Annotated in this window: 17 protein-coding genes and 3 pseudogenes; 9 read left to right on the plus strand and 11 right to left on the minus strand. The window is 69.8% G+C overall.

Annotated elements, in window-relative coordinates; translation table 11 throughout:
* Positions 1-9 precede the first annotated feature (9 nt).
* The 4 genes and pseudogenes from I2W78_RS05635 (at position 10) to I2W78_RS05650 (ending at position 3,156) form a co-directional block, all read left to right on the plus strand.
* Positions 10-981, plus strand: a complete 972-nt coding sequence (locus I2W78_RS05635; RefSeq protein ID WP_196457517.1) for a terpene synthase family protein — start codon at positions 10-12, stop codon at positions 979-981.
* Between the two features lie 302 nt (positions 982-1,283).
* Entirely contained in the window at positions 1,284-1,772 is a 489-nt protein-coding gene (locus tag I2W78_RS05640) for a recombinase family protein (protein WP_307783604.1), read from the plus strand.
* 90 nt (positions 1,773-1,862) lie between these two features.
* Positions 1,863-1,961 (plus strand): annotated as a pseudogene (locus I2W78_RS05645) (50S ribosomal protein L32); the annotation flags it as partial.
* Positions 1,962-1,968: 7 nt separating this feature from the next.
* Positions 1,969-3,156, plus strand: coding sequence for a GTP-binding protein (locus tag I2W78_RS05650; RefSeq protein ID WP_196457518.1), 1,188 nt, complete (start codon positions 1,969-1,971; stop codon positions 3,154-3,156).
* 414 nt (positions 3,157-3,570) lie between these two features.
* Here the strand turns inward: I2W78_RS05650 and rpsN are convergent, their stop codons facing one another.
* A complete protein-coding gene (rpsN, locus tag I2W78_RS05655; protein ID WP_196457519.1) occupies positions 3,571-3,876 on the minus strand; it encodes a 30S ribosomal protein S14 in 306 nt (101 codons plus the stop codon).
* Entirely contained in the window at positions 3,876-4,112 is a 237-nt protein-coding gene (rpmB, locus tag I2W78_RS05660; protein WP_196457521.1) for a 50S ribosomal protein L28, read from the minus strand. Before rpmB ends, rpsN begins: the two co-directional genes overlap by 1 nt.
* Before the next feature lie 155 nt (positions 4,113-4,267).
* Between rpmB and I2W78_RS05665 the strand changes: the two genes are divergently transcribed.
* From I2W78_RS05665 to rpsR, 3 genes are read left to right on the plus strand one after another with little or no spacing between them, the layout of a single operon-like run.
* On the plus strand, positions 4,268-4,522 hold the full coding sequence (locus I2W78_RS05665) for a type B 50S ribosomal protein L31 (RefSeq protein ID WP_196457523.1): 255 nt from the start codon (positions 4,268-4,270) through the stop codon (positions 4,520-4,522).
* Entirely contained in the window at positions 4,522-5,676 is a 1,155-nt protein-coding gene (locus I2W78_RS05670; RefSeq protein WP_196457525.1) for a CobW family GTP-binding protein, read from the plus strand. The genes I2W78_RS05665 and I2W78_RS05670 overlap by 1 nt, the downstream gene beginning before the upstream one ends.
* Before the next feature lie 50 nt (positions 5,677-5,726).
* Positions 5,727-5,963, plus strand: coding sequence for a 30S ribosomal protein S18 (gene rpsR / locus I2W78_RS05675; RefSeq protein WP_196457527.1), 237 nt, complete (start codon positions 5,727-5,729; stop codon positions 5,961-5,963).
* Positions 5,964-6,302: 339 nt separating this feature from the next.
* Here rpsR and I2W78_RS40175 read toward each other — a convergent pair.
* The 5 genes and pseudogenes from I2W78_RS40175 to aztB all read right to left on the minus strand — a co-directional run.
* Positions 6,303-6,488, minus strand: a pseudogene (locus I2W78_RS40175) (ArsR family transcriptional regulator); the annotation flags it as partial.
* A gap of 278 nt (positions 6,489-6,766) precedes the next feature.
* Positions 6,767-7,966: a zinc metallochaperone AztD gene (gene aztD / locus I2W78_RS05685; RefSeq protein ID WP_196457531.1), complete on the minus strand. Its 1,200-nt coding sequence runs from the start codon at positions 7,964-7,966 to the stop codon at positions 6,767-6,769.
* A 91-nt stretch (positions 7,967-8,057) separates the two neighbouring features.
* Positions 8,058-9,017, minus strand: a complete 960-nt coding sequence (gene aztC / locus I2W78_RS05690; protein ID WP_196457532.1) for a zinc ABC transporter substrate-binding protein AztC — start codon at positions 9,015-9,017, stop codon at positions 8,058-8,060.
* The gene (locus tag I2W78_RS05695) at positions 9,014-10,249 is read right to left on the minus strand and encodes a hypothetical protein (protein ID WP_196457533.1); all 1,236 of its coding nucleotides are present in this window, start codon (positions 10,247-10,249) and stop codon (positions 9,014-9,016) included. Before I2W78_RS05695 ends, aztC begins: the two co-directional genes overlap by 4 nt.
* Positions 10,250-10,264: 15 nt before the next feature.
* A complete protein-coding gene (aztB, locus tag I2W78_RS05700) occupies positions 10,265-11,188 on the minus strand; it encodes a zinc ABC transporter permease AztB (protein WP_196457534.1) in 924 nt (307 codons plus the stop codon).
* Positions 11,189-11,202: 14 nt separating this feature from the next.
* Here aztB and aztA point away from each other — a divergent pair, with 14 nt between their 5' ends.
* Positions 11,203-11,946, plus strand: a complete 744-nt coding sequence (gene aztA, locus I2W78_RS05705; protein WP_374222637.1) for a zinc ABC transporter ATP-binding protein AztA — start codon at positions 11,203-11,205, stop codon at positions 11,944-11,946.
* Between the two features lie 649 nt (positions 11,947-12,595).
* A complete protein-coding gene (locus tag I2W78_RS40185; RefSeq protein WP_230885336.1) occupies positions 12,596-12,826 on the plus strand; it encodes a hypothetical protein in 231 nt (76 codons plus the stop codon).
* Positions 12,827-13,071: 245 nt separating this feature from the next.
* Here I2W78_RS40185 and I2W78_RS05715 read toward each other — a convergent pair whose 3' ends face one another.
* The 4 genes and pseudogenes from I2W78_RS05715 to I2W78_RS41590 form a co-directional block, all read right to left on the minus strand.
* Positions 13,072-13,746 (minus strand): class I SAM-dependent methyltransferase, encoded by a 675-nt coding sequence (locus tag I2W78_RS05715; RefSeq protein ID WP_196457536.1) that lies wholly within the window; start codon positions 13,744-13,746, stop codon positions 13,072-13,074.
* Positions 13,747-14,517: 771 nt separating this feature from the next.
* On the minus strand, positions 14,518-14,874 hold the full coding sequence (locus I2W78_RS05720; RefSeq protein ID WP_196457537.1) for an MMPL family transporter: 357 nt from the start codon (positions 14,872-14,874) through the stop codon (positions 14,518-14,520).
* A 35-nt stretch (positions 14,875-14,909) separates the two neighbouring features.
* Positions 14,910-15,362, minus strand: a complete 453-nt coding sequence (locus I2W78_RS40190; protein ID WP_307783605.1) for a zinc-binding dehydrogenase — start codon at positions 15,360-15,362, stop codon at positions 14,910-14,912.
* A gap of 217 nt (positions 15,363-15,579) precedes the next feature.
* A pseudogene (locus tag I2W78_RS41590) lies at positions 15,580-15,891 on the minus strand (alcohol dehydrogenase catalytic domain-containing protein); the annotation flags it as partial.
* Between the last annotated feature and the right edge of the window lie 167 nt (positions 15,892-16,058).

Below are 16,058 nucleotides of genomic sequence, written 5' to 3' on the forward strand. Positions count from 1 at the left end.
GACAACACCATGGCGGCCGACGACCAGTTCGGCATCCCGTTCACCGTACGCGTGAGCCCGCACCTCGACCAGGCCCGCGAGCACCACATCGCCTGGCTGCGCGAGCACAGCCTCCTCACCAGCACCGCACAGGTTCAGCGTTACCTGACCTACCGAATGAGCGAGGCCGTGGCCTGCTGCTACCCCGACGCCGGCGGCGCCGATCTGGCGGTGGCCACCGACTTCACCGGCTGGGCAAGGCTCTTCGATGACATGCTGGACGCGCCCGGCGTAAACAGCGTCCGCACTGCCGAGGAGGCCCGCAACCGCCTGCTCGCGCTGAGCAGCAAGGCGCCGACAGTCAGCGGCGTCAGCCCGTGCACACCCATCGAGACGAGCTTCGCCGATATGTGGAGCCGCGTCACGGAGGGCATGTCCCCCTCATGGCAGCAACGGTTCACCCGCATCCTCGACCGATTCCTCGCGGCATGCTGCACGGAAACCCGCAACCGGCAGCAGCACACACAACTAACGGCCGAGCAGTACCGCACACTGCGCCGCGACAGCGTCTGGTGCGAGGGCTTCTTCGCGCTCATCGAACGCACCAATCGGCTGGAAGTACCCGCCCAGCTCTTCTCCACATCGCAGTTCACCGTCGTGCAGAACGCCGGAAGCGACCTGGTCGCCCTGCTCAACGACCTGTACTCGTTCAAGGTCGAGGAGTCGAAGGGCGACTGCCACAACATGGTCCTGATCACGGAAAAAGAACGGGGCTGCTCGCGGGACGAGGCCATCGCCCACGTCCGCCAGGACATCAAGGACCTCACTCGGCAGTTCCTGGACGGCGAAGGCCACCTACCGGCCCTCTACCGCTCCCTGGGGCTGAACGCTCACCAGCGGCTTGCCGCCGAACGCTACGTGGAAGGCATGCGCAATTTCGTCGCCACCACACGCGACTGGTCTGCGACCTCCGACCGCTACTCCACCGAGCCAGGACAGTGAGGCGAGCAGGCACGTCCCAAGCCCACGGTCTCGCGGAAGGTACCGCAGGCGCCGGGAAGCTGCCGCTGATCGGTCACTTCCGCCGCTGCGTGATCCACTGGCGTTCCTGAGATCCGCCCAGTCGCCTCTCGCCGGCGGGATCCCATCTGACCTCGTGCCGGCGGACTGCACCCCAGCATGGGCACCAGCACATGAAGCGCCATCACGGGCTTGCGTCGTCCGCCAGCCGCGTTCATCAATCGACCGATTCCCGAACAAGATCAGCAAGGGTGCGGCCCGCAGCCGGAACGGCGCCGGATCGTGTGCGAGAAACGGAGAAGTCCGGCAAGAACGCCGAACGCGAGGAACTGTGGAAGGCGCTCGACTACCTGCGCGAGGGTGACACTCTCGTCGTCCCGTCACTGGACCGGCTCGGTCGCTCCATCCAGGACCTCATCGCGATTGTCTCCGGCCTGCGCAAGCGTGGCGTCGGCTTCACCTCGCTGCACGAGGCGCTCGACACGACCACGCCCGGCGGACGCCTGGTCTTCCACGTGTTCGCGGCCCTGGCCGAGTTCATCCGCGAACTCATCGTGCAGGGCACCAACGAGGGCCTGGACGCCGCTCGCGCCCGCGGCGCCCGACTCGGCCGCCCGCCGGCGATGACGGAGGAGCAGGTACGTCACGCCCGCGACCTGCTCGCCCCGCCCGGAAAACACCGTCACCTCGATCGCGAAGCTCCTCGGCGTCTCCAGGAACACGATCTACAACTACGTGCCCGAACTGAAGGGCGGTCGCCTCGCACTCGCTGAGGCGACGAGCACGCCGGAACTGCCCCAACCCACCAGGTCCGAAGACTGATCACCGCCGTTTGCGGCTGGTGACAGCGTTCTTACCAGCACCCCCAGTTGGTGACGGTCACGGTGGACGGCGTGCCGTACCTCGTCCCCCAGCGGCTGGCCAAGGCATACGAACGCGGTCTGCTCCGCCCCGAAGGCTGACCGCCGCATGACCCACACCCCCTCGCCGCGCCTACCCGTCACCGTCCTGTCGGGATTCCTCGGCGCCGGCAAGACCACCCTGCTCAACCACGTCCTCAGCAACCGTGAGGGCCTGCGCGTCGCCGTCATCGTCAATGACATGAGCGAGGTCAACATCGACGCCGCCCTGGTGCGCGGCGGCGAAGCAGCGCTGTCGCGCACCGAGGAACGCCTGGTCGAGATGACCAACGGATGCATCTGCTGCACCCTGCGCGACGACCTGCTGGAAGAAGTGGACCGACTGGCGCGCGAGGGGCGCTTCGACTACCTCCTCATCGAGTCCTCCGGCATCTCCGAACCCATGCCCGTCGCCGCCACCTTCGCCTTCGCCCGCGACGACGGCGCCACCCTCGGCGACCTGGCCCGCCTCGACACGATGGTCACGGTCGTGGACGCCGCGGGCTTCCTGCCCGAGCTGACCGCCGGCGACGAACTGACCGAACGGGGCCTGGACCAGTACGAGAACGACGAACGCACGGTCAGCGACCTGCTGATGGACCAGATCGAGTTCGCCGACGTCATCGTCCTCAACAAGCTCGACCTCGTCGACGCCACGTCAGCCGACCGGCTGCGGGCCACCCTGACCCGCCTCAACCCCGCCGCCCACATCGTGCCGGCCGTGCGGGGCCGCGTACCCGTCGGCGAAATCCTGGGTGCCAACCGCTTCGACCTGGAACGAGCCCAGCAGGCACCGGGCTGGGTCAGGGAACTCAACGGCGACCACGTCCCCGAGACAGAGGAGTACGGCATCTCCTCCACCGTCTTCCGCTCCGCGACGCCCTTCCATCCCGGGCGGCTGTGGACGTTCGTGACCGAGGCACTCGACAGCGGCGCCCACGGACAGATCCTCCGCTCCAAGGGCTTCTTCACCCTGGCCAGCCGCCCCCACGTGACGGGACTGTGGTCCCAGGCCGGCTCGGTGGCACGCTTCGAGCCCTCCTCCGCGCGTGACACCGACAGCCCCTACGCCCAGGAACTCGTGTTCATCGGCACCCACCTGGACGCGGAGCCGCTGCGGGCGGCCCTCGCCGACTGCCTCATGAGGGAGGACGAGCGCTCCCCCTCTTCCGACCCCTTCCCCGCCTGGGACACCTACGGCTTCGACGAGGTCTGCGCGCACGAGCACGAGCCCCTCACCGCCGTGGCGGGGAACTAAGACTCCGGGCCGGACGGTGGTCGCAGCCACGGCACCGTCCGGCCCGGTCTTCGACGAGATCGTCACCGCGATCGATACGTCTCGGCGCGCTTCGGCGGCCTGAAGTGCCCCCATCGCAGCCGACTTCTTCGGCTCCCGGGAACAGCGCGACCCCCTCGACAAGTTCGAGGCCCGCATGCCACAGGTACCGCACCGACGTGCTGCTGTTGCCGGCTGAACTCCCGCTCTGCCATGAGCAGATGGCACCCGCACACTCGCCACGCGGCGGCTCCCTCCCCAATCTCCAACGGCCGAGAGCCAACGGCTCAATCCACTGAGCCCGCCCTGACATTCGGTGGCACGTCCGGGAACGCCTCTGGCCGTGACCCCGCCGAGTCACGGCCAGCGACTCCGCCCGGCACGCGAGCGGCACGGCTACCAGGAGGACTTGGTGACCCCGGGAAGGAAGCCGGCGTGGGCCTGCTCACGCATCCGGACCCGCGACAGGCCGAACTTCCTCAGGTGGCCGCGCGGACGCCCGTCCACGCTGTCCCGGTTGCGCACCCGGGTCGCACTGGCGTTGCGGGGCTGACGCCGGAGCTCTTCCACCGCCGCCTGGCGTTCGGCGTCGGTGGAGGACGGCCGGCGGATGATCTCCTTCAGTTCCGCACGCCGGACCGCGTACCGCTCGACGATCGCCTTGCGCTTCTCGTTCTGCGCGATCTTGCTCTTCTTGGCCATCAGACCTTCTCCCCACGGGCACGGATGCGGGCCACGGCGGCCTCGATGCCAATGCTGTCGATGGTCTTGATCGCCTTCGCGCTGAGCACCAGCCGGACATGCCGGCCCTCACTCGGCAGCCAGTACCGCTTGCGCTGGATGTTGGGGTCGAACCGGCGCGAGGTGCGCCGGTGCGAGTGGGAGATGGTGTTGCCGAAGCCCGGTTGGGCGCCGGTCAGTTGGCAGTGGGCGGACAAGTTCTCTCCTGCCTCTCGTCTGACGATTACTTTTCGGTAATGGAAACCATTCCCATATAGTACCCCTCGAGGCTCGCACCGAGGTACAGCCGACTGCCGCGGGGAACGCTGACCTCCCGCCGTCCCCCTGCCGACCCGACCTGAAGGACACCCCCTTGAAGCCTGGAATCCACCCCGAGTACCGTCCCGTCGTCTTCCGCGACCGGGCCGCCAACTACGCGTTCCTCACCCGCTCCACCATGACCAGCGACAAGACCATCGACTGGGAGGACGGCAACACCTACCCGGTGGTCGACGTCGAGATCTCGAACGTGAGCCACCCCTTCTACACGGGAACCGCCCGAGTCCTGGACACCGCCGGGCGAGTCGAGCGGTTCGAGCGTCGCTACGGCCGACGCGGAGCGAACTGATGCAGGACGAGGCCCGACTGCCCGTCGTGATCGTCGGCGGGCTGCACGCCGATGCCCGCAGGACGGTCGTGGACCGCCTCCTGCACGCCGTTCCCGGCAGTGTCGCCCTCCACCACGACCTGTCCACTGCAACCGAGGGCACCGTCCTGCGACTGGTACGCGACGCTTCGGGCGAGCTGTCTCGCGGCGGTGCCCAGCTGGTCAACGACTGCGCGTGCTGTGCGCTGCGCGAAGATCTGGTTCCCGAGCTGGAGCGGCTGGCCGACAGCGGTCTGACCCGGCTCGTCGTCGTCGAGTTGTGGGACTCGGTCGAACCCAAGGCGATGGCCGAAGTCGTCGTCGCCCACGGTGTCGACACGGTCCGACTCACCAACGTGATCACGGCGGTCGATCCCGCTCTGGTCCTTCCCTGCCTCGCCAATGGCGACGACCTGGCCGAGGCGGGCCTCGCGGCCGCCCCCGGCGACCAGCGCACCGTGGGCGACACCTGGGCCCGGCAACTGGAGTACGCCCCTGTCGTCGCCGTCGTGGAGAGCGAGGACGCCGACGAGGAGGACCGCGCGCTCCTCACCCAGCTCCACCCCACTGCCCGTCAGGTGGACGCCGAATCCACGAAGCTGACTGAACTGGCCTTCGCCGGCTTCGACGTGGAGGCGGCGGCCGCAGCCCAGCATCCGGCTTGCGCCCTGCTCCCCCAGGAAGCCGACGAAGCTGGAGTCACCACCTTCGTCTGGCGCCGTCACCGCCCGTTCCACCCCGAACGCCTCTACCAGGCGCTTGAGGATCTCTGCTGTGCCGCCGCCCGAAGCCGCGGACGGTTCTGGCTGGCCGACCGCCCCGACACCTTGCTGGCCTGGGACGCTGCCGGTGGAGCCCTGTGTGTGGAGAGCGCCGGCCCGTGGCTGGCTTCCTTGCCGGACGCCGCCTGGGACCTGGTCCCGCCCGTCCGCCGGGCCGCGGCCGCGCTGGACTGGCACCCCGAGCACGGCGACCGCTGCCAGCACCTCGTCTTCACCTCACCTGGCCTCGACGGCGACGAGCTCGCACGAGTCCTCGAGTCCTGCCTGCTCACCGACGACGAGTACGCCGCCGGACCCGAGGCGTGGAAGAACCTCCCGGCCGCGTTCGATTCCCTGCTCGACCCTGTGGGATAGACGCCGCCCGCGTATAGCCCGGCACGCAACCCATCTCAGAAGGAACACGCATGCCCTGTCGCCAGGGCCCCCGTAAGCCTCTCAAGACCCGCCCCAACCCTCTGGACACGGCAGGGATCACGTACATCGACTACAAGGACACAGACCTGCTGCGGAAGTTCATTTCCGACCGTGGCAAGATCCGCGGCAGCCGCGTCACCCGCGTCTCGGCCCAGCAGCAGCGACAACTCGCCAAGGCGATCAAGAACGCCCGCGAGATGGCAATCCTTCCGTACGCGAGCCGGTAGGACCTCACTCCCCGTCCTTTCTGGCTTGGGGTGCGTATTCTTTTCGGTCCGAAACTCGGAGCGTTCAGTGGCTGTCCCCATGGCCATTGCGAGCGGCATGCGACGACTGCCCGCCAGGATGCGGCTGCTGCCACTGGCCGGTGCCCGGCACGGGGGCGTCTCCACCGGGCGGTGATGACGGTCCGCGTGTCGCGTCGGCGCCACCTCCCGCCCATGTGGCAACCGCCGTCGGCCTCGTCGCGGCGGTCACCCTCGTCACCGACGGGGCGATGCGGCGCCCTGGTCCACGAGCGGCCGACCAACGGTGAGCCGAGCGCGCGCCAAACGGGAACGTACCCAAGCGATCCCGTACCGCGTACGACGCCCGTCCAACACCGCCACGACGAGGCCGCAGTAGCGCAGACACGCCAGATGATTCGACAGCCTGGTCCGGGAGACGCTCAGGGCGTCGGCCGGATCCGCGGGATAGGAGGGTGCATCCCGCAGGAGAAGAAGGACACGACAGCGAATCGGACCCCGGCCCACCGGCGGACACCGTCACTATCTCGTCTGCCGCGCCTGTGGCTTGAGCGGGGTGGTGGAGGCGGACGCGGTGGAACGCTGGGCGGAGGACATGGCCGAGACCTCCGGGGTTCACAGAGGTGGAACACACCGTGGAACTTACGGGCATCTGTGTCCGCTGTCGCCTCACTCCGACCGCAAGAAGCTCAGCCGAGTAGCTCGGCCGAGCGGCGGGGCACAAGGCGCGGCGCCCGCCACCTCGGGTGGACGGGCGCCGCGGAGATCCGGCGATACGAGACCGGTCAGTGGCCGGCGACGACGCCGGACAGTTCGTTGGTGCTCTTCGGCAGGGTCACGGAGTTGAGCTTCGTGCCCGACTCCAGGTCGAAGGAGTGCAGTTGGCGCTTGCCCGGCTCGGAGACGTAGGCCGTGTCGTCGCGGACGAAGAGGGTGGGCCTGGCCTGCTGCCAGTCCAGCGGCTCCGTCCAGTCGTCCACCGCGTCGATCTTCTTCTCGACCTTGCCGGTCTCCGGATCGATGACGTGGAGGGTGCCATTGGTGCCGAGCACGAGGGCCTCGCCCTGGGGGCCGCGGGCGAGCGAGCGGAAGGAGTAGCTGGTGCCGAGATCGACCAGGCGTATCTTCGCCGTACGGGTGTCGATCAGCGAGATGCGGGTGGGCCGCTCCAGTTCCGCCTCGGCGTCGGTCTTGTAGTCGCCCAGGAGGACCGGCGAGAGGTCGCTGCCCCGCTGGTTGCCGATGCGGCCGTAGTCGTCGGGGGCGTCGACCTTGGTGAACTTTCCGTCCTTGTAGATCAGGACCCCGTCCTCGCAGCCGACGGCGACCGCCTCGCCCTTCGCGGCCGCCTCGCCGTGCACACCGGGGCAGTTCTCGGCGCGCTTGATCTCCTTGTTGTTCTTGTCCAGGACCAGGGCGCCGGTGCGCTTCTCCTCGGTTCCCAGGGTGCTGAGGAGTTCGCCGTTGGTCAGCTCGATGGCGACGCCGTGGTGGGGCTCGGCGGAGGTGTAGCTGCGGGACTGCGGCTTCTTGCCGTCGGCGAGGCCGGCGGGGTCGAAGACGTTCACCTCTCCCGTGCCGTCCGTGAACAGGACCGTCTTGCCGGCGTGCTGGACGACGTGACCGGGCTTGGCACCCTTGAACTCGGCGTCCGTGAAGGTCTGCCGGACGGCGTCGAAAACGCGGAATCCGGTGTCGGTGGAGATGACGACATGGTCCTTGTCGCCTGCCGGGTTGACCCGGTTGAAGCCCGGCAGTTCGACCGTCTTCGCGAGCTTCAGGGTCTCACCGTCGAGGACGTACAGTCCCCCGTCGTAGGAGGCGACCAGCGGGTTCTTGACCGCCGCGGCCTGGCTGCCCTTCGCCTGCTTCGGCTTGGTGTCGGTGGAGGTGTCGTCGTTCCCGCCGCAGGCGGTCAGCGCCATGGCCGCCGCCAGGGCGAGGGCCGTGCCCGTGAGCGTTCTGGTGCTTGTGGGCTTGTCCATCGGTGTGATTCCTCTCCGGCCCTCGTGGGGCGGTGTTCGGGTGCGGGTGGGACGGTCGGCGTTGAGTACGCCGGACAGCGGGGAAGCTCGTTCAGTCGCCGGTGAGGCCCTCGGTCATGGCCGAGGTGTTGGCGCGCATCATTTCCAGGTAGGTGCCGGCGCCTTTGCCCTTCTCGGTCAGCGACTCGGAGTACAGCGGGACGACGTCCACGTCGCCGCCCATCTCCTGGCGGAGGACCTCGGCCAGCCGGGTGGGCTGGGAGGAGTCGGCGAAGACGGTGCGTACGCCGGCCTCCCGCATGGCCTGTGTGAGGGAGCGCAGGTCGGATGAGCTGGGTGAGGCGAGGGTCGTGCCGCTGGGGATGACCGCACCGATCACCCGGAAGCCGAAGCGGTCGGCCAGGTATCCGAACACGTGGTGGTTGGTCACCAGGGCACGGCGGTCCCCGGGTATCGCGGCGAAGGACTTCTCCATCCAGGTGGCGAGGTCCGCGAGTTGGCCGTCGTAGCGTTCGGCGTTGTCACGGACGGCCTTCTCCTGCACGCCGTCGACGTGTTCCACCACCTGGTCCGCGATCAGTGCGGCGGCCTTGCGCACCCGGTCGGGGTCGGTCCAGAAGTGCGGGTCGGGCTCTCCGCCCTCTTCGGCGGGGCCGCCCTCGTCGCCGGTGTGGAAGGTGAGCGGGTCCGCCGCCTCGCCGGCCGCGAAGGTGGCCACACCGGAGTCGCGGGCGGCCTCCACGTGCCGCAGTACGTTCTCCTCCAGGCCCAGCCCGTTGTAGACGACCAGGTCGGCGTTCTCCAACTCGGCCGCCTGCACGGCCGACAGACCGAAGGAGTGCGGGTCGGCGTTGGGCTTCATCAGGACGCTGACGTCCGCCTCGTCGCCGACGATCGCACGGGTGATGTCACCGAGGATGTTGGTCGTCACCACGACCCGGGGCCGGTCGTCGTCGCTCGCACAGCCGGTCGCCGTGGCGGCGAGGGTGAAGAAGCTGATCAGGGTCAGGACCAGGGCGCGGACCCGCGCCGCCTTCGCGCGCACGCTCATCGCCCCGTCTCCGCCATCATGGACGGCCGGATGTCCAGGTCGAAAGTGCGGGCGACGCGGAGGCTGTCGTTGTAGTCGATCTCGTACACGCGCTTGCCCTCCGGGTCGTTGAGGTAGGCCCGGCTCCGGTCGATCTCGAGCACCGGTGCGGTGGCCGCGTCGGTCGGGATCTCGGGGACGTCCTGAAGCAGCCGGTCGGTCACCGCGGACTCCTTGCCGTCGGCGATGTCGTAGCCGTGCAGGGCTCCGTCGGTCTCCAGGACGATCAGCGGGGAGCCCTCGCCTGCGGTGTTGGCGGCGACGACGGGACCGGTCCTCACCCGTGTCCAGGCGCGCTCGGTCACGTCCAGGACCCAGACGGCCTTCGTGCCAGCGGGTGCGGTGAGCGTGGTGCTGCCCGCGCGGTGCCGGAACGCCGTGGCCCTCTCGTCCTTCGGTACGTCCTCGCCGTACGGGATCTTCTCGGCGGTGAAGGCGCCGTCGTCCTCGTGCACGAGCAGGGCACCGTCGGCGCACCCGAGGACGAGGCCGCGCCGGGTGACGGCATCGCCCCGCGGGTCCTCGCACCCGGCCTCCGGTGAGGCGACGCGTTTGCCCGAGCGGTCGAGCACGACGACCCTCGCCGGGCCCTCCCCGCCCCGCGTGAGCGCGATCAGGTGTTCCTCGTAAGGCACCACGGCCCCTGCGTAGGAGCCGGGAAGCTCGACCGGGGCGCCGATCGTGCCCTTCTCCAGACCGGCGCGGCGATAGACGGCCGCGCGGCCGTCCGCGCCGGTCACCACGGTCACGCCGGCGTCGCCGCGGACCAGGGTGCCGGTACCGCCCGGCAGTTGGCCGACGTCGCGGATCGTCGCCCGGTAGTAGTGCACGTGGTCGCCGTGGTCGACCATCCATGCGCCGCTGTCGAGGACATGGGTGCCGTTCGCGCCGTGGAAGTAGCCGAAGCGACCGTCCGTCGTGAGTGCGGTGACGCCTGTTCTTCGTTCGGTCTCGTGGACTTTGCCGCTGATCAGGTCCAGGACCGCGGTATCGCCGGTACCGGGGTCGCCGAGCAGCAGGCGGGACTGCTGCTCGGCGGCCTCGGTGGCTCCTTCGACATAGCCGTGGGGCGTGGTGGAGGAAGGGGAGCCGGGCTTGGACTCGATGCCGCCGCCGCTCGCGCAGCCAGCGGTCAGCAGGGCCAGGGCCAGGAGCGCCGACACCGGGGAAATGACGTCTCTTCGGACGAACAAGGGAGATCGCCTCAGTCAGGTTTCGTTCGGTCGGGTCGTGTGGGGGGTCGACGTGACCGCGGAAGCGGGGCTGTTCGCAGTCACCGCGGGGGTGGGAGTGGGGAGTTCCGCGAGGCGGGCGCGGCGTCGGTGGTGCACTCCGGACGCGAGGTGGGACAGGAAGAACAGGCTCACCGCCAGGCCGGAGACGGTCGCTCCGGCCGCGGTGCTCAGGTGCCAGGAGAGCAGCAGGCCGCCGAAGGTGGCGATCGCGCCGAGGACCGCCGCGAGAAGCATGACGCCGCTCACGCTGCGCGCCCAGGGCAAGGCCGCCGCCGGCGGGGCGATGAGCAGGCCGAGGACCAGCAACGTCCCCACGATGTGGAACGAGGCCACGATGGCCAGGGCCAGCAGTGCGAGCAGCACGGCGTGGGCCAGCCGGGGGCGCAGGCCGAGTGTCCGGGCCTTGCGGGCGTCGAACGCCAGGGCCAGGAAGGCCCGGTGACCGAGTACCGCGACGAGCAGCGCCAACAGCAGCGCCGCTCCCAGCAGTACCAGGTCGCTCTCGCGTACGGCGAGAACGTCGCCGAAGAGGAACCCGGTCAGGTCGACCGCGAACGACTGCGACCGCGACACGATGATGACGCCCAGGGACAGCATGCCGACGAAGAGCAGGCCGATTCCGGTGTCCTGGGACAGTCTCGGCGTACGGCCGAGGGCGGTGACGCCGGCGGTCATGACGGCCGCGCTCACCAGAGCTCCCACCATGAGGTTGCCCCCGAGCAGCGCGGCGACCGCGACTCCCGGCAGCAGTCCGTGGGACATGGCGTCACCGAGGAAGGCCATCCCCCTGAGTACGACCCATGTGCCGGCCAGGGCACATATGGCCGACACCAGAATCCCTGCCCACAGGGCCCGCTGCACGAAGGTCACCTCGAAAGGCGCCGTCAACCACTCCATAGAATGACACTACAATGACAACCATGTTCAATAACAATCGCCGTGAAGCCCCGGGCGCCGAGGAAGGAAACCATCGCATCCGGTTCGCCGGCCTGGACGCCGGATACCCGGGCAGACCCGTACTGCGCCAACTCACCGCGGATATACCGGCCTTGGCCATGACGGCGCTCGTCGGACCGAACGGGAGCGGAAAGTCCACCCTCCTCGGAGTCCTCGCCGGCGTGATCGAGACCACAGCCGGACAGCTCCGGTATTCCCAAGGACATCCGCCGGCCTTCGTGCCGCAGCGCGGTGCCGTCGGCGACGCACTGCCGCTCACCGTGCGGCAGACGGTGGAGATGGGGCGCTGGGGCGAGCGCGGCCTGTGGCGGCGGCTGACCAGGCACGACCGGACGCTGGTCGACTCGGCCATGGACCGGCTGGGCGTCGCCGACCTCTCCGCCCGCCAGCTCGGCGAGTTGTCGGGCGGTCAGCGCCAACGCGTCCTGATCGCCCAGGGCCTCGCCCAGCAGTCCGACCTCCTCCTGCTGGACGAGCCGACCACCGGGCTCGACCCGGAGGCCCGCGAGCGGATCGCGGCGCTGCTGGCGGAACTGGTCGCCGACGGCACCACCGTCGTCCAGGCCACGCACGACCTGGAAGCCGCCCGCACGGCGGACGCCTGCCTCCTCCTCAGCGACGGGCGGCTGGTCGGATGGGGCATACCTGACCAGGTACTCACCACCGAAGCCCTCGCCCGGATCTGGCAGCTGGCGTGAGCCTGGCCGGACCACTCGGTGGCACCGTTCGGCGCCGGGCCGACGCTCCCTCGCCTCTGGGTTCATCCGGGGACCGCAGGTGCCTCACCCATGAGCGTTCATCGCGGAACCCGGCATCCACGCAGCCCCACACACCACTTGGCAGCCTCAACCGTGCGCCGCCACGCTCAAGTCCGCCGACGGTCAACGGCGTCGGCGGCGCCATGCCGTCGAGCGCGAGGCACGGGGCCCGGGGGGCCTCATCACACCGGGCAGTCGGTCGCGCGGGAGGTGACAAGATGCTGCACGTGACAGCATTGGAAGCCGTCGCACCCACGGTCACCCCATTCGCCCGGCTCTCAGGGGTCTCCGGCGTCCTCCGGCAGGAACTCGCCGCCTGCTGGGCCACGGTGGTCAACGCCGGCGGGGCGGTCATTCCCGCGGACTGTCCACTGCCGCCTTGACACCGGCGGATGTGGCAGCCGCCGTGGACCGAATCGCGAAGAGCCTTGCGCCCGAGCAAGGGAGGCTGCTGGCGGCCACTCTCGACGGGGCCTGGCCGGTTGGCTCCTCGTCCGCCGCGAAGGACACCCGCTCGAAGCGCACTGCGGCGGGGTGAACCACGTACAGGCGCAAGCATCTCCGACGCCTGGGGATCGGGGCCGCGCTGATGCACCGGGTGTGTCACGTCGCGCGGGAGAAGATGGGCCTCGAACGGCTCCAGCTCTCGGTGCGGGCGGGCCTCGGGGTAGAGGACTTCTACCGCAAGGCCGGCTGGGCCGAGGGGGGATGTGACGTCGACCGGCTTCGACGAAGTACCGGTCGGCAGGTGAAGGGGCGACGGTCACCGCCGTCAACACCGTCGGCCCGTCCGAGACGTCCGCGCCCTCAGCTCCGGTGACGGTGGCGGCTCCCGGGCCCTCCCCCGAGCCCACGCCGGGCCCGACACCGACGCCAGAACCCACACCCTCGGGGGCGGCGAGCGGCGGCAACCTCGCCCGGGACCGGCGCGGAGGTGGGCTGGACCCTCACCCTGGGTGCGCTGATGTTGGGCGTCGGCGCCGGTCCGGTGATCTGGCGGCGCACCCGGCGCGAGCACTCATGAACGGTTCAGGGGCCTCCCACGCAGGGAAAGTTCGTGCGGACTCAGCCGGTCGCGCGGCGGACGAGCAGGACGTGGTCGGTGACCGTGGCGGTCTGCCCGCCCGGTCCGGTCGCCCGGCGGTCCCGCGCGTCGGACCGTTCGACGGCCCAGCCGGCGGCAGGCAGGCCGATGTCGGCGTAGACCTCCTCCGGGGTGGGAAAACAGGGCTCCTGATCCAGCTTCCAGGACCAGGGGGCGAGGGAGCCGTGATCGACGACGAGCAGCCGACCGCCCGGCCGCAGTGCCTCGGCGGCGGTCCGCAGGATCGCTCCGCGGGGCAGGTCGTACGGTGTGTGGAAGTACTGCGCCGAGACCAGGTCGAACTCCCCCGCCGGGAAGGTACGGGCCAGGTCGTGGCACTCGGCTGTGACGAGTTCGCCCATGCGCTGGGACCGTGCCACGTCGCCCAGCCGGTCCACGGCGGTCGGCGAGATGTCGACCGCCGTGACCCGCCATCCTCGTGCGGCGAGCCAGAGGGTGTCACCGCCCGTCCCGCACGCGAGGTCGAGCGCGAGCCCCGGCGGAAGGACGCCCGCCACCTCCGCGAGCACCGGGTTCACCCGGTCTCCCCAAGCGGCGCCGCCGTCCGCCCGTTCACTGTAGAGGGACTCCCAGAACTCCCCGGGCGTTCGCGCGGCGAGTTCCTCCGCCGTGGGTCCTTGAGGCTGCTGTGCCATGGTCACTCCTGTCGACGGTCTGTTCCCCGAAAGAGGCGGGCACCGGCCACTGTCGCCGGAACGGCCGACGCGCCGTCACATTTCTTGCTGTTCCGGCAAGGCGGACCGAGTGCGCAGGAGAGCTGACCCCACCCGGACAACGGTCAGTCCGCAGTGCACCGGGTACGACTTCGCCCATCACGTTGGCCACCGAGGCTACGGCGAGATCGAGACTGTGCCCGTCCAGCCGAAATCGAGGACCCCGCTGACCGAACCCTGCCCCCGCGTGCGGCAAGGCGGCGGGCCGTGCGGTCGTGCCGGTTCACCTCGTACACCTGCACGTGCCGATCCAACAGGTAGCGGGACAGATCCGCTGCGAAGGCGCCAGTGCCCTCCACACCGGCCCGGCGCACCTTACCCGGCTTGCGGGCCCAGGCGATCAGCCGACGGTAGCCGGCCGCCGTGGCCGGAAGGCCACAAGGGCCCAGGCCAACCCGGACCGTCGTACGCCTCGCTCCTCCGCGTCGTCGAGACCGGCGAGCCGGGGTACAACAGCGCCCTCGCACAGGCCCCAACCCACGCTGTCAGGTGTCACGCGCGAGTCACAAACCCCGTGGACACCCTCCGGCACAGGGTCCCGAAACTGGACATATATGTCCGCACCGGACTGGATGGACGGCCCTGGACGGCTTCTACAACCTGTGCCATGTGGTACCCAGGGAGGGACCCAGGATCAGGACGGAAGCCTCTTCTGGCCCGTCAAAGCGGTATTGCAGGGTGTTCGGTGGTGTCTCACTCACCCGCCTGCAGGGTCTCGCCGAGCGCGTCCAGGGTGTCGTCGTAGACCGCCGACTCGCCGCCGAAGTACGCCCGGGCGCCCGACGGTTCGGGTACGTCCTTGAGCCGGTTCACCAGGTCGCGCGCCTCGGTCGAGATGGCCTTGCCGTCGAATGCGATGGAGACCCGGGCCGTAGTGCCCTCGGCGCCGGTGATCCGGGCGCTCGTCGCGCCCTCGGTGGCGCCGAGCCGCTCGGCGTACGCCTTGGCGGGGTGACGCGAGGGCGACGGGAAGGCCCATGGGTCCGCGAGTGCGACGCGAGCCGGAGCTGCTCCCCGCCGCGAGGCCGGCGGGGAGGATGACGACGTCATGGCCAGGCTGAAAGCCGGGCGTGGGCGTGTCGGTGTCAGTGGCTGATGACGACCTTGCCGAAGTGGGCACCGCTCCCCAGGTGGGCGGCTGCGTCGAGGGCCTCCTCGAAGGGGAAGACGCGGTCGATCACCGGGCGCAACTGGTGCGCCGTGATGACCCTGTTCATGTCCTCCAGGTCGCTCCTGCTGCCGCCGCCGATCGCGCGCAGGGTCGCGCCGCTGTAGGTGAAGTCCAGGAGGTTCATTCCTGTCGTGTCATGCGCGACGTGGCCGACGAGCGAGATGACTCCGCGGTAGGCGACGGCCTTGATCGACTGCGCGATCGTCCCCGCGCCACCGACCTCCACGACAACGTCGGCGCCCTGACCGTCGGTGAGCCCCCGCACCTCGGCGCCCCAGTCCGGCGTGTCGACGTAATTGATCACGTCGCTCGCGCCGAGTTCGACCAGTCGCGCCGCCTTCTTCTCGCTGGACGTCGCGGCGATCACGCGGGCTCCCATGGCACGGGCGAGCTGCAGTGCGAACAGTGCGACGCCACCCGACCCCTGGACCAGCACCGTGTCCCCGGGGCCGACCCCCTCCAGCGCCGACCACGCCGTGACGGCGGCGCAGGGCAGTGTCGCGGCCTCCGTTGAAGTCCAGGTGCTCCGGCACCGACACCAGCCGCTGCTCGTCGATCACGACGTACTCGGCCAGCCACCCGTCGATGTCCGTGTGGTAGTTCTGGCCCGGCTTGCGCTGCGGTCCGCCGAACCAGAGAGGGTTGAACGAGTTCACCACTCGGTCACCGACCTGGAACGGTGTCACACCGGGGCCGACGGCCTCGATGACACCCGCGGCGTCGGACAGCGGCACCCGGCCGGGCGGCACCGGGTAGCGGCCGTCCAGCATGAACAGGTCGCGGGCATTGAGCGAGCTGGCGTGCACCCGCACCAGCACCTGACCGGTGCCGGGTGCCGGCGTCGGTTCCTCGACGAGTGCGCTCCGGCCGGATTCGGACATTCTGCCCACACGCATGCGGTGATCCCTTCTTGCGGTTGTGCCGTCCCCGGAGGGCGACACGATGTGATGACTGTTCGGCGAGGACGCCGGCCGCACCGGACCGAGCTACTGCGTGTCCAGGACGCCAGGGGTGTCATGCAGGACCACGCTCTGTTCGAGCGGGACGCGTCCCATGCGGACGT

Source organism: Streptomyces spinoverrucosus, from assembly GCF_015712165.1.
Classification (GTDB): Bacteria; Actinomycetota; Actinomycetes; order Streptomycetales; family Streptomycetaceae; genus Streptomyces; species Streptomyces spinoverrucosus_A.